Raw genomic sequence first — 12,890 nt, 5'->3', positions numbered from 1 at the left:
ATGCCTGGGATTTCGCACTCCTCACGAGGTGTTTCATGCCATCGAGATGAAACCCCTTACATTAGCTTTTGGTGCATTTTGTAATTGAATCTGCGCATCAAAAACGGCTTTCGCGCTTGATGGTGTTGACTTTATAGCTATGTTTTCAATAGCTTCAAGCAAACCATGCCTGGTCAGCTGCTCAGGCACGACTTCATGAACGTCTTGCGTTCGTCGCCGGTTTTTCCCTTGGCGTCGGCATTGCAGGTTTTCATCTTGCTTTGCTGGGTGCTTCCCTGTGCTGCCGGCTTGGCACTCAGGCACTCCTTCATGAAGGCTTTTCGCTCATCGCCCTTCTTGCCGGTGGCGTCCTTGTTGCAGGTCGCCATCTTGCTTTGCTGGGCGGTCTTGGCCGGCGGTTCCACCGTCGCGGCGGCAGGCGATACCGGGGCCACCTTGGCCGTCGCAGGCGCGGCCGATGCGGCTTTAGCCGGTGCGGCCGGCGCGCTCTGGGCTCGGGCTCCGGCAGACAGGCCCATCGTCAGGGCAAAGGCAATGGCGATCAAAGACAGCGGTTTGTTCATGGTGGCTCCAGTCAAGGGTTATGGGCATGATTTCCGGCCGGAAATCATGCCCATAACGCGGCTCGGGCCGAATTCGATGACCGGGTTTTTGCCGGACGGCGCGCCAATCCGGGCGGGACTGTCTTCACCGTAAAATCCGATGATGCTTTCGATTAAAAAAGACCTGCTCTCCGACCTCGCTTTCGCGCTGGAAACCCTGTCTCCCGGCGCTGGCGACAAGGCCGCCTTCGAGTCCCCCAAGGTCGCCGCGCATGGCGACTTCGCCTGCACCGCTGCCATGCAGCTGGCCAAGCCGCTCAAACAAAACCCGCGCCAGATGGCCGAAGCCCTGCGCGCCAAGCTGCTGTCTTCGCCGCATTTTGAACGCTGGGTCGAGGCGGTTGAAATCGCCGGGCCCGGCTTCATCAACATCCGGCTCAAGCCCGCCGCCAAGCAGGCAACCGTTCGCGAGGTGCTTGCCGCCGGCAGCGGCTATGGCACCCAGCCGCTGGCGCACGACCGCAAGATGATCGTCGAGTTCGTCTCGGCCAACCCGACCGGCCCGCTGCATGTCGGCCATGGCCGCCAGGCGGCGCTGGGCGATGCGATCTGCAACCTCTACGCCACGCAGGGCGCCGATGTCTGGCGCGAGTTCTACTACAACGATGCCGGCGTGCAGATCCACACGCTGGCCACCAGCACCCAGGCGCGCGCCAGAGGGCGCAAGCCCGGCGATGCGAGCTGGCCCGAACCGGCCTACAACGGCGACTACATCGACGACATCGCCCGCGACTTCCTGGCCAAAAAGACCGTCAGGTCGGACGACCGCGAATTCACCGCCTCGGGCGACGTGGACGACCTGGATGCCATCCGCCAGTTCGCCGTGGCTTATCTGCGCCACGAGCAGGACCTGGACCTGAAGGCTTTTTCAGTCAAGTTCGACAACTATTACCTCGAATCGAGCCTGTACAGCTCGGGCCGGGTCGACAGCGCGGTTCAGTGCCTGAAGGACGCCGGCAAGACCTACGAGCAGGACGGCGCGCTCTGGCTCAGGTCCACCGACTACGGCGACGACAAGGACCGGGTCATGAAAAAGACCGACGGCACGTTCACCTACTTTGTGCCCGACGTGGCCTACCATTTGGCCAAATGGGAACGCGGCTATGGCAAGGCGGTCAACATCCAGGGCATGGACCACCACGGCACCATTGCCCGGGTGCGCGCCGGCCTGCAGGCGGCCAACGCCGACATTCCGCTCGGCTACCCCGACTATGTGCTGCACACCATGGTGCGCGTCGTGCGCAACGGCGAGGAGGTCAAGATCTCCAAGCGCGCCGGCAGCTACGTCACGCTGCGCGACCTGATCGAGTGGACCAGCGCGGACGCGGTTCGCTTTTTCCTGCTCAGCCGCAAGCCCGACACCGAATACATCTTCGACATTGACCTGGCGCTGGCCAAGAACAATGAAAACCCGGTGTACTACGTGCAGTACGCGCATGCGCGCATCTGCTCGGTCCTCACGGCCTGGGGCGGTGACGAAGCCAGCCTGGCACAGGTCGACCTGTCGCCGCTGGCCAGCCCGCAGGCACAAGCGCTGATGCTGCTGCTGACAAAATACACCGACATGCTCAGCCATGCAGCCGCCGGTTTTGCGCCGCACGATGTGGCTTTTTACCTGCGCGAACTGGCCGCCTGCTACCACAGCTACTATGATGCCGAGCGCATCCTGGTCGACGACGAAGTCGTCAAACTGGCGCGCCTGGCGCTGGTCGCGGCCACCGCGCAGGTGTTGCACAATGGCCTCGCGGTGCTGGGCGTCAGTGCCCCGCGCAAGATGTAATCGGCTTGAAAAATTCACCCTTCAAAAGGCATCCAGGTCATATGCAAGTTACGGTCAAGTCGTGGGAATACGGTATGAAAAAGCAACGCGGTGGAACCCTGCTGGGTCTGGTGATTGGCGCGCTGGTCGGCCTGGGCATTGCGCTGACAGTGGCGGTGTACGTCACCAAGGTGCCGGTGCCTTTCATGAACAAGAGCCCGTCCTACAACCCCGACAGCGATGCCGCCGAAGCCCGCAAGAACAAGGACTGGAATCCGAACGCGCCGCTGGCCGGAAAGAACCCCGCCCGCGCCGCGCCGTCGGCATCGGGTGAGCTGATCCCGCCGCCCGAGCCGCCCAGCGCCAGCAGCGTGCCGGACCCGGTGCTGGCGCCCGAAGATCCCAAAAAACCCGAACGCGTTGTGAAACCGCCGAAAACCGCCACGGCACCAGCCTCGTCCACCACGCCTGCCACCCCTGCGGCGGCATCGGCCCCGTCCCCGACGGCGGCGGCCAAACCAGCCAAGCCGCCTTCGGCCGATCCGCTGGGCGACCTGGCCAAGGCCCGGTCCGAAAGCCCGGCGTTCAGTTCGGGGGCTTCGGACCCGTTCAACTACTTCATCCAGGCCGGCGCCTACCGTACGCCTGAAGACGCCGAACAGCAGCGCGCCCGGCTGCTGCTGCTGGGCATGCAGGCCAAGGTCACCGAGCGTGAGCAGGCCGGTCGCACCGTGTACCGGGTGCGCGTCGGTCCGTTCGATAAAAAAGACGATGCCGACCGCATCAAGGAACGACTGGACAACAGCTCGATCGAAACGGCACTGGTCCGGGTGCAGCGCTGAGTCCTAAATCCGGGGCCGGCTGAACTTTTTGGGCCTGCCGTATCCAACAGCTGTCGATATTGACTCCAGGAGAAAAAATCAATGCAACGTCGCATATTTTCAATTTCAGCCGTCACGCTGGCTGCAGCTACGGGCATTTCCGCACTGCCCACGCTGGCGCAAGCCCAGGCCAGGGCCTTTCAAAGCGGCTCGGACTACCTCACGCTGGACAAGCCGGCCCCTACGGAAGCGCCCGCCGGAAAGGTCGAGGTGGTCGAATTCTTCTGGTACAACTGCTCGCACTGCAACGGTTTCGAGCCGATGTTCGACGCCTGGGCCAAAAAGCAGGCCAAGGACGTGTCGGTGCGCCGCGTGCCGATTGCCTTCCGGCCTGATTTCGAGCCGCAGCAACGCCTGTACTACGTGCTGGAAAGCCTGGGCAAGGTCGATGAGCTGCATAAAAAGGTGTTCATGGCGATCCACGTCGAAAAGCAGCCGCTCAACACGGTTGACCAGATTGCAGCCTGGGTCGACAAGCAGGGCATTCCCAAGGCGAAATTCATGGAGCTGTACAACTCGTTCTCCGTCACCACCAAGGCACGCAAGGCTACCCAGTTGCAAGATGCTTATGCGCTTGACGGCGTTCCCGCCCTGGGCATCAATGGGCGCTATTTCACCTCCGGCACCCAGGCCAAGACGCTGGAACGCTCGCTGCAGGTGGCCGATTACCTGATCGGGCAGTCGCGCGGCAAAGCCAGTTAAAAGCCTCACACTGCTTCGTCAAAGCCCTGGCCAGCCACAGGCCGGGCATATAAAGACCTTGCCATTCGCGATCTGTTCCTGACGCATCCCGTGCCGTGCAATGCGGCGCGAGTCCATTGCAAAGGGAAAGCACAAGCGCACTTCCCGCCTGCAACAAGTTTGCGCCAGCTCAAAAAAATGACTCTTTTGTCAGCCTTCGGCGCGATTTCCTACATACTTTTACAGTGTTTACTGAGCTAATCAGAATAAGGCTCCGGGCCTGAACAGACAACAAAAAAACAAGTCTCGTGCCGACACAAGGTCTGTCCATCCCTGCGCCCATTGGCCGCCCATGAACCGGCGCGCTCCAACTCAAAGTCACTCACGCCAAAGGCACCTTGTGTTCAAAAATAAACTCTTGCCATTGGCACTCCTGGCCCTGAGTCAAACCGGTTTTGCCCAGCAACCCCCCAGCGCCGGCAGCCAGTCGCAGCAGATTCCTGCCGCCCCGGTTCCCCAGAAAATAGCGCCCAACATCCGTCTCGAACCCAGCAGCACGCCCGCGACGCCAGCGTCCGACGCGGTAAAGATCGTCGTCAACCGCCTGCAGGTAACGGGTGCGCAAACGTACCCCGAAGCCGAACTGGTCGCGCTGACCGGCTTCAGGCCGGGCAACGAACTGACACTGGGCGAGCTGCGCGGCATGGCCTTGAAAATCACCGAGCGCTACCGCAGCAATGGCTATTTCGTGGCCCAGGCTTACCTGCCCGCGCAAGAAATCAAGGACGGCGTCGTCACCATTGCCGTGGTCGAAGGCCAGTACGGCAAGATCGCCGTGCGCAACCAGAGCAATATGTCCGACGACCTGGTCCAGCGCCAGCTCGGCGGCATCAATACTGGCGACACGGTCGCCATCGCGCCGCTGGAAAGCCGGCTGCTGCTGCTGTCAGACATTCCCGGTGTGAACGTCACCTCGACCCTGACGCCCGGCGCCTCATTGGGTGCGTCCGACCTGATCGTTGACGTCACGCCCGGCCAGCGCGTGACCGGCAGCATCGATGCCGACAATGCTGGCAACCGCTACACCGGCGAATACCGCCTCGGGGCAACGTTGAACCTGAACAATGCGGCCGGCCTGGGCGACGTGGCTTCGCTGCGCGTGCTGACGTCAGGCCCTGGCCTGAGCTATGCCCGCGCGTCTTACCAGATGCAGTTTGGCAAGGCGACGGCCGGCGTGGCTTACAGCTGGCTCGGATATGAGCTGGGCAAGGAATTTTCGAGCCTGCAGGCTAACGGCACGGCAAAAATTGCAAGCATCTACGGCAGCTATCCGCTGATCCGTTCGCGCAACACCAATCTGTATGCCCTGCTCGCGTTTGACGCCAAGACGTTCCAGGACCGTGTGGACACCATCTCGAGCGTTGTCGACAGGAAGGCCCAGGCCCTGATGGCGACCCTGCGCGGTGACCACCGGGACAGTCTGGGTCGCGGCGGCTTGAGCAGCTACTCGCTCACTGGGACCGCCGGCAACATTGACATCCAAACACCCGCCATGCAGGCTTTTGATGCGGTAACGGCGCAAAGCAATGGTCACTACACCAAGCTGGGCTTCAGCGCGATGCGGCTGCAAAGCGTGACCGACACCGTCTCACTCTACGCCGGGATCAACGGCCAGGTCGCCTCGAAGAATCTGGACAGCTCCGAAAAGATGTCGCTCGGCGGCATGAACGGGGTGCGCGCCTATCCGGAAGGCGAAGCCTATGCGGACCAAGGCTACCTGCTGACGCTGGAAGCACGCATGCAACTGCCCAAGCTCGCCGAACAAATGCCAGGGCAGCTGCAACTGGTCGGCTTTGTCGACACCGGCAGCGTGACGCTCAGCAAGAACCCATGGACGACTGGCGACAACCGCCGAACCCTGAGCGGCGCAGGCGTGGGCCTGAACTGGTCGGAGTACAACAATTTCATGGTGCGGACCTATTACGCCCGCAAGCTGGGAAGCGGCACAGCGACCTCGGCACCGGACAAGTCGGGCCGGTTCTGGATACAGGCCGTCAAATATTTTTGAGCCCGTCTTGAGCAGGTTCGCTTGCCCTGCTTGTCGACTGAACCCGAATTTTTGAAGATCACCCGAAAGTCATCCATGAACCTCATTCACCGCTCCATCTGGAACGACCAGACCGGCACCTTTGTGGCCGTTTCTGAAAATACGCGCAGCGCCGGCAAGAAAATATCATCCTGCACCTCGGCCGCTGGCGGTAGTGCCAGCTTCAGTCTGAAAATCCTGGCCGTTTCCCTGGTGATGGCCTGCGGGGCGGGCGTCCAGGCACAGCCTGTGGGCGGCGTGGTGTCAGCCGGCAGCGCCAGCATCGGCGGCACAGCGGGCCACATGACGATCACCCAGACCACGCCGAACGTGGCGATCAACTGGCAGAGCTTCGGCATCCAGGCCGGCCAATCCGTTCAGTTCGTGCAGCCCAGCAGCAGCTCGGTAGCGCTCAACCGGGTCATCGGCGCTGATCCTTCGATCATTCTGGGCAGCCTCACGGCCAACGGCAAGGTGTTCCTGGTCAACCCCAACGGCATCCTGTTTGGTCAGGGCGCGTCAGTCAACGTCGGCGGACTGGTCGCGTCCACCCTGGCTATCAGCGATGCCAACTTCATGGCGCGCAACTACCAGTTTTCCGGCGCGGGCGCGGGCGCAGTCGTTAACCAGGGAACGATCAACGCGGCCGACGGTGGCTACGTCGCCCTGCTGGGCGCCAACGTCAGCAACCAGGGCATCATTGCGGCCCAGCTGGGCACGGTCGCACTGGCCGCAGGCAACGCCGTCACGCTTGATGTCGCAGGCGACAAGCTCTTGCGCGTCACCGTCGATCAGGGCGCGGTCAATGCGCTGGTGGACAACGGCGGAGTGATCCGGGCCGACGGTGGCCAGGTGCTGATGACCACCCAGGCAGCGGGCAGCCTGCTGTCCAATGCGGTCAACAACACCGGCGTGGTTCAGGCACAGACGCTGCAAAACGTCAACGGCACGATCATGCTGATGGGCGGTATGGCAAATGGCACGGTGAATGTGGCTGGCACGCTGGACGCTTCTGCACCCGCAGGCGGAAATGGCGGCTTCATCGAAACCTCTGCGGCCAGTGTGAAAATCGCCAGCGGGGTGAAAGTCACCACTGAGGCGGCGCAGGGTAAAACGGGCACCTGGCTGATTGACCCGCAGGACTTCACCATTGGCAGCCTGTCCACGGACAACATCTCTGGCACGACGCTTTCAGCCTTGCTGGTGACCAACAGCGTGACCATCAGCACGGCAACCGGAAACGATGTCATGGTCGCCGGTACCCCGCCTGTGACGAGTCTGTACACAGCAACACCCGGCAACGGTGACATTCATGTCAACGACGCCATCGCATGGTCAGCGAGTTCGAACCCGACGACGCTGACGTTGCTGGCGAAAGGAAATGTCAACATCAACAAGCCAATCACTGCCACCAATGGAAACCTGGCGGTGTGCTGCGGGCGCGATGTGAATGTGAAATTGGGCGCAGACATCACGACGACCAACGGAAGCGTTTTGCTCAGTGCCGGCAATGACATCAACTTGATAGGCGCTTTGTCGACAACCAACGGCAACGTCACCATGTGCGCCGCAAACGATGTCAACATTCAGGGAAAGATCACACTGACCCACACCACCAGCATCATTCCCGGTCAAAGTCTGGGCCTGCCGCTTGGCCTGGTGCTGAGCGCCGGGTATGGCGCCAGTGCCCCGGGCGCTGGCGGCACGGTTGTTTTTGCTCCGCTGGCACCGGCTGCGACTGTCACGAATGCGCCGACGACCATTTATTACAATCCGGTCGCGTACACCACGCCAACCGATTACTCTGGCAACATCATCGGTGCCGCGCCCATCCAGCACATGCTGGTATTTGCTCAGGGCCAGGACAAAATCGCCGACGGAACCACCACGGCAACGGTCGCTTCGTTGAAAGGAAGCCCTGTGGGCGATGTGACGCTGGTTGCAGGCCCCGGCAGTACGGCCAATTTCGCTACCCCGGACGTGGGAGTGAACAAGACCATCACCTTGACCGGCTACAGCCTGGGCGGTGCAGACGCCAATCGATACGCCTTGGCCGTTCCTTGCTGTGGCCCGGTTGTTTCAACAACGACCGCGAATATCACAGCGGTGGTGCCGCCGGTCGTGGTGCCGCCTGTGGTGCCACCGGTCGTGGTGCCACCGGTCGTGGTGCCGCCTGTGGTGCCACCGGTCGTTCCAATTAAGGAAAATACGCCACGTCCACTGCCTCCCGTGTTGACGCCGTCAACACCGCCTGCCGTCGTTCCTCCTGGGTACGTTTTCACGGTGCTTCCGCCAGCGTCTGTGCAGCCGCCCGTTCTGGTAGTTGTCACACCACCGGCACCACCGGTTGTTGCGCCTGTTGTGGTATCAGTCCCACCGCCGCCCGAGCAATACGAGGCGCCAGTACGCAAGCCCAAACCGGAACGCAATTAAAAAGGCTGTTATGGAAAAACCTGAAAAATATTGGCGCTCATGATGCGAGAAGTTTTTCTGGGCTTGCTGGCCACAGGATTGATTTGCACCCAGGCGTATGCATCGCATGATGCTGCGCACTTGCCAGACCCTGGGCTGGCATCGTCTGTTCTGTCCGCTGAAGGCGGCGCCGTCCCAACGGTCACGCAAACGCAACCCGCAGTGGCGGGAAAAAGCGCAAAACGCGCCAACTTTGAACAGACCAACGCCTCCAAAGAAGCCCGACATGTGGCCAATTGGGTGGTTGATTCAGGCGACAACCTCAACAAGCCCTTTGTCATCGTGGACAAGCTGGAGGCCAGGGTATTTGTGTTCGATGCAAAGGGCCAACTGCGCGGAGAATCTTCCGCGCTGCTCGGACTGGCCAGAGGCGATCACTCAGTCCCCGGCATCGGAACCAAAAAGCTGTCAACCATTCGCCCGGAGGAACGCACCACGCCGGCAGGCCGTTTCGTGGCCAACCTGGACAAAAACCTGAAGGGCGATGAAATGCTCTGGGTGGACTACGACACGGCCATCTCCATGCATCGTGTGGTCACTGGCAATGCCAAGGAACGCCGCGCCGAAAGGCTGGCCAGTTCTTTGCCGTCAGAGCGCCGAATTTCTTATGGCTGCATCAATGTTCCCGTCAAGTTTTACGAAAACGTGGTGAGTCCTGCTTTCACCGGAACGGACGGCATTGTTTATGTGCTGCCCGAAACCCGTTCGGCGCGTGAAGTTTTCGGCTCGTACGACGTCGGAGAGCGTGTGCGCCTGCAAGCTGCAAGCCAGTCACATCCGATACTGCCGGAAGCACACGGTTTCAGGTGATGCGCTTGCTGTCGGGAAGCACGCTTTTCGCAGCAGGGCCGCTTGCTCGCCACAAGATCTGAAGAAGGCTAGTTTCAGCGGCGGCTGCCAGTGCAAGTCAAGACTGGCGACCAGGGGGGAATACCGATTATTTTCTAGAGGATTCTGGCCCTGCCGGCATGGCTACAATTGAAAAAATATCACCCGCAAGAACCGTGCCTCATGAAAACCCCTTTTTTCCCTCTTCTCCTGGCTGCCATCCTGGCAGCGGGTGCCGTGCTTCCGGCCGCGGCGGAAAGAGCCGACCGCGACAAGCCGATGAATGCCGAGGCGGATTCCCTGCGCTATGACGACCTCAACCAGACCAGTGTCTTCACCGGCAACGTCGTCATCACCAAGGGAACGACCATCATCCGGGGCGCGCAGGTCGATGTCAGTCAGGACCCGGAGGGCTACCAGCTGGCCGTGGCCACGGCAGCGCCGGGCAAGCTTGCCTATTACCGCAAGAAGCGCGACGGCGTCGATGAATACATCGAAGGCGAAGGCGAACGCATCGAATACGACAGCCGCGCCGACCTGGTCAAGTTCATCAAACGCGCCGTGGTGCGCCGGTTCAAAGGCGCGACGCTGAGCGACGAAACCACCGGCGGGCTGATCGTGTACGACAACAACACCGACGTGTTCACCGTTGATGCCGGCGCGAAAACTGCCACTGCGGCAAACCCTGGCGGACGGGTCCGCGCCATGCTGTCGCCGCGCGCCCCTGCGACGGGCGCCACGGCAGCGCCGCCGGCCAGCGGACCGGCGCCCGTTTTACGCCCCAGCACCACGCTGGGCACCGGCACAGCCCCGAAAGCCCCCTGACCCCATGAATCGAACGATTGAAACGGTTCCTCCGCAGGAGGGCGCAGTCCGCCTTGACACACCCAGCAGCCTGGTCGCGCAGGGACTGCGAAAGTCCTACGGCAGCCGGCTGGTGGTGCAGGACGTGTCGCTGTCGGTGCAAAAAGGCGAGGTTGTCGGCCTGCTGGGCCCGAATGGCGCGGGCAAGACCACGTCGTTTTACATGATCGTCGGCCTGGTGCGCGCCGACGCGGGCCAGATTTCCATCGACGGCCAGCCGGTCGAGCACATGCCGATCCACCTGCGCGCGCGCCTCGGCCTGAGCTATCTGCCGCAGGAAGCGTCGATTTTCCGCAAGCTCAGCGTGCAGGAAAATGTGCGCGCCGTGCTGGAGCTGCAGCGCGATGCCGCCGGCAAGCCGCTGGCCCGCGCCGAGCTGGAGTCGCGGCTCGATGCGCTGCTCGACGACCTGCGCGTGAGCCACCTGCGCGACTCGCCGGCCTTGTCGCTGTCAGGCGGCGAGCGCCGCCGCGTCGAGATTGCCCGCGCGTTGGCCACCCAGCCGCGCTTCATCCTGCTGGACGAGCCGTTTGCCGGCATCGACCCGATTGCCGTGATCGAGATCCAGCGCATCATCGGCTTCCTCAAGTCGCGCGGCATCGGCGTGCTGATCACCGACCACAACGTGCGCGAAACATTGGGCATCTGCGACCACGCCTACATCATCAGCGACGGCCACGTGCTGGCCAACGGCACGCCGGCCGAGATCGTGAACAACGCCGATGTGCGCAGGGTCTACCTCGGCGAACACTTCAAGATGTAGCAATGGCCCCCACGCTTGTCACTTTATGTACTGCGCTGCCCCCCGGGGGAGCTGCCCCGCCTGCGGCCTGGCAAAGCCAGTTCCGCGGCCGGTACTTGCACGAGCGGGAAAGGTTGCCAGCCGCGCCTGTGACAATCTTGCGCCTAGCATCGCTGGATACATCAGGTGGGACGGCAGGGCATCCCCGCCAGCCCCAGTACCGGCCGCAGGACCGGCTTTGCCGGACTGCAGGCGGGGCAGCCCCCTCGGGGGGCAGCGAACCACGCGCAGCGGGGAGCGTGGGGGCTATATCTTCATGAAACAAGGCCTGTCCCTTCGCGTCTCGCAGCACCTGGCGCTCACGCCACAGCTGCAGCAGTCGATCCGGCTGTTGCAACTCTCGACGCTGGAGCTAAGCCAGGAAGTCGAGCAGATGCTCGACGAAAACCCTTTTCTCGAACTGGCGGACGACAGCGCGCCGCGCGAGGAGTTTGGCCTGGAGCACACCGACACCCCGGTCAGCCAGGACAGCCGTGAATTCGAGTCTGCTACAGATTCAATAGCTGCAAATACAGACACAGCAAGCGCCAGCACATCAAAAGAGTCTGAAAACACGGCAGAGGCCGGCACCGAGGCGGCGCTGGAAGAAAGCTGGGAAGGCGATGGCTCGGTCGAGTCTTTGCCCGACGACAGCGAATGGGGCGGCGACGCGCCGGCGCGCAAGAACAACCTGGACGACAGCGACGTCGAAGCCTCCGACCTGACCGGCGCCCATGTGTCGCTGCAGGACCACCTGCACCGGCAGGCGCTCGGCCTGCGGCTGTCCGAACTCGACCGGGCCGCCCTGCACTTCCTGATCGAGTCGCTCAATGACGACGGCTACCTGGAAGACAGCCTGGCGTCACTCGCTGCCGGACTGGCCAGCGGCAACCCGGAGCAGGCCGAAGAACTGGAGCAGCCCTTCGCCATCGCCTTGCAACTGCTCCAGCACATGGAGCCTGGCGGCGTCGGCGCGCGTACCCTGGCCGAATGCCTGCGACTGCAGCTGCTCGACTGCAAAAACAGCATCGAGTCGCGCGCCGCCATGGCGATCTGCCAGCAGCCGATGGAACTGCTGGCCAAGCGCGATGTCAAGCGACTGTCGCACCTGTGCAAATGCACCGAAGACACCATCAAGGGCGCGATCGGCCTGATCGCCCGGCTCGACCCCAAGCCCGGACGCCGGTTTGCCAATGTGGAACGCAATCTGGTCGTTCCCGACGTTCTGGTCGTCAAGTCCGGCCGGGGCTTCAAGGTCACGCTCAACAGCGACGTCATGCCCCGGCTGCGGGTCCACGACATCTACGCCAGCGCACTGCGGCAGCACGGCGGCAGGGGCGGTGGCCAGGCGCTGCAGCAGCGGTTGCAGGAAGCGCGCTGGTTCATCAAGAACATCCAGCAGCGTTTCGACACCATCCTGCGCGTCAGCAACGCCATCGTCGAGCGGCAGAAAAATTTTTTCACCCACGGCGATCTTGCCATGCGGCCGCTGGTGCTGCGCGAGATCGCCGACGAGCTGGGCCTGCACGAATCGACCATTTCGCGCGTCACCACGGCCAAGTACATGGGCACGCCCTTCGGCACTTTCGAGCTGAAGTATTTCTTTGGCTCCGGGCTGGGCACCGAAACCGGTGGCAATGCATCGAGCACCGCCGTGCGCGCACTCATCAAGCAGTTCGTGGCGTCCGAAAGCCCCAGAAAGCCGCTCAGCGACAGCCAGATTTCAGCAATGCTCAAGGAGCAGGGTATTGAATGCGCCCGCCGCACCGTGGCCAAATACCGCGAGGCATTGCGCATTGCGCCGACCAATCTGCGCAAGGCACTCTGAACAGGCCATGCGCCTTTTGCAATGTCCGCTGGCCCTCATCCCTGCCTTCTCCCAGAGGGAGAAGGAGCCAGCCGGGAAAGATTTGTGGGTGCGCAAAGACCGTGCTGC

General features: G+C 62.3%; 11 protein-coding genes. 9 read left to right on the top strand and 2 right to left on the bottom strand.

Translation table 11 applies throughout. The annotated features are described in order from the left end of the window. Positions 1-33: 33 nt before the first annotated feature. Positions 34-189 carry a hypothetical protein gene (locus IWX85_RS12435; protein WP_196869934.1) on the bottom strand — a complete coding sequence of 52 codons (156 nt, stop codon included), beginning with the start codon at positions 187-189 and terminating at the stop codon, positions 34-36. Next, the gene (locus tag IWX85_RS12430; RefSeq protein WP_196869933.1) at positions 174-563 is read right to left on the bottom strand and encodes a PsiF family protein; all 390 of its coding nucleotides are present in this window, start codon (positions 561-563) and stop codon (positions 174-176) included. The genes IWX85_RS12435 and IWX85_RS12430 overlap by 16 nt, the downstream gene beginning before the upstream one ends. 142 nt (positions 564-705) lie before the next feature. Between IWX85_RS12430 and argS the strand changes: the two genes are divergently transcribed. From argS to IWX85_RS12385, 9 genes are all read left to right on the top strand, one after another. After that, positions 706-2,382: an arginine--tRNA ligase gene (gene argS, locus IWX85_RS12425; RefSeq protein ID WP_196869932.1), complete on the top strand. Its 1,677-nt coding sequence runs from the start codon at positions 706-708 to the stop codon at positions 2,380-2,382. Between the two features lie 74 nt (positions 2,383-2,456). Continuing rightward, complete coding sequence (locus tag IWX85_RS12420) at positions 2,457-3,203, top strand: SPOR domain-containing protein (RefSeq protein WP_196869931.1); 747 nt, start codon at positions 2,457-2,459, stop codon at positions 3,201-3,203. Between the two features lie 81 nt (positions 3,204-3,284). Beyond that, entirely contained in the window at positions 3,285-3,944 is a 660-nt protein-coding gene (locus IWX85_RS12415) for a thiol:disulfide interchange protein DsbA/DsbL (RefSeq protein ID WP_196869930.1), read from the top strand. A gap of 379 nt (positions 3,945-4,323) precedes the next feature. Then, complete coding sequence (locus IWX85_RS12410; protein ID WP_196869929.1) at positions 4,324-5,991, top strand: ShlB/FhaC/HecB family hemolysin secretion/activation protein; 1,668 nt, start codon at positions 4,324-4,326, stop codon at positions 5,989-5,991. A 75-nt stretch (positions 5,992-6,066) separates the two neighbouring features. After that, positions 6,067-8,442, top strand: a complete 2,376-nt coding sequence (locus IWX85_RS12405) for a filamentous hemagglutinin N-terminal domain-containing protein (protein ID WP_196869928.1) — start codon at positions 6,067-6,069, stop codon at positions 8,440-8,442. 39 nt (positions 8,443-8,481) lie between these two features. Then, positions 8,482-9,291 (top strand): L,D-transpeptidase, encoded by an 810-nt coding sequence (locus IWX85_RS12400; protein WP_196869927.1) that lies wholly within the window; start codon positions 8,482-8,484, stop codon positions 9,289-9,291. A 201-nt stretch (positions 9,292-9,492) separates the two neighbouring features. Further along, positions 9,493-10,134 (top strand): lipopolysaccharide transport periplasmic protein LptA, encoded by a 642-nt coding sequence (gene lptA, locus IWX85_RS12395; RefSeq protein WP_196869926.1) that lies wholly within the window; start codon positions 9,493-9,495, stop codon positions 10,132-10,134. A gap of 4 nt (positions 10,135-10,138) precedes the next feature. Beyond that, entirely contained in the window at positions 10,139-10,936 is a 798-nt protein-coding gene (gene lptB / locus IWX85_RS12390) for an LPS export ABC transporter ATP-binding protein (protein WP_196869925.1), read from the top strand. 295 nt (positions 10,937-11,231) lie between these two features. Then, entirely contained in the window at positions 11,232-12,782 is a 1,551-nt protein-coding gene (locus tag IWX85_RS12385; RefSeq protein ID WP_196869924.1) for an RNA polymerase factor sigma-54, read from the top strand. The last annotated feature ends 108 nt before the right edge of the window (positions 12,783-12,890 follow it).

The organism is Polaromonas sp. CG_9.11 (genome assembly GCF_015752225.1).
Classification (GTDB): Bacteria; Pseudomonadota; Gammaproteobacteria; order Burkholderiales; family Burkholderiaceae_C; genus Polaromonas.
Note: the sequence above shows the minus strand (reverse complement) of the source record. Positions and strands in the feature narration are given on the sequence as shown.

Bases quoted from the DNA above. Each gene is read 5' to 3' on its own strand.
- IWX85_RS12400 (WP_196869927.1), top strand. From the start codon at position 8,482: ATGATGCGAGAAGTTTTTCTGGGCTTGCTGGCCACAGGATTGATTTGC.
- IWX85_RS12385 (WP_196869924.1), top strand. From the start codon at position 11,232: ATGAAACAAGGCCTGTCCCTTCGCGTCTCGCAGCACCTGGCGCTCACG.
- IWX85_RS12405 (WP_196869928.1), top strand. From the start codon at position 6,067: ATGAACCTCATTCACCGCTCCATCTGGAACGACCAGACCGGCACCTTT.
- lptA (WP_196869926.1), top strand. From the start codon at position 9,493: ATGAAAACCCCTTTTTTCCCTCTTCTCCTGGCTGCCATCCTGGCAGCG.
- IWX85_RS12415 (WP_196869930.1), top strand. From the start codon at position 3,285: ATGCAACGTCGCATATTTTCAATTTCAGCCGTCACGCTGGCTGCAGCT.
- lptB (WP_196869925.1), top strand. From the start codon at position 10,139: ATGAATCGAACGATTGAAACGGTTCCTCCGCAGGAGGGCGCAGTCCGC.
- IWX85_RS12420 (WP_196869931.1), top strand. From the start codon at position 2,457: ATGAAAAAGCAACGCGGTGGAACCCTGCTGGGTCTGGTGATTGGCGCG.
- argS (WP_196869932.1), top strand. From the start codon at position 706: ATGCTTTCGATTAAAAAAGACCTGCTCTCCGACCTCGCTTTCGCGCTG.
- IWX85_RS12430 (WP_196869933.1), bottom strand. From the start codon at position 563: ATGAACAAACCGCTGTCTTTGATCGCCATTGCCTTTGCCCTGACGATG.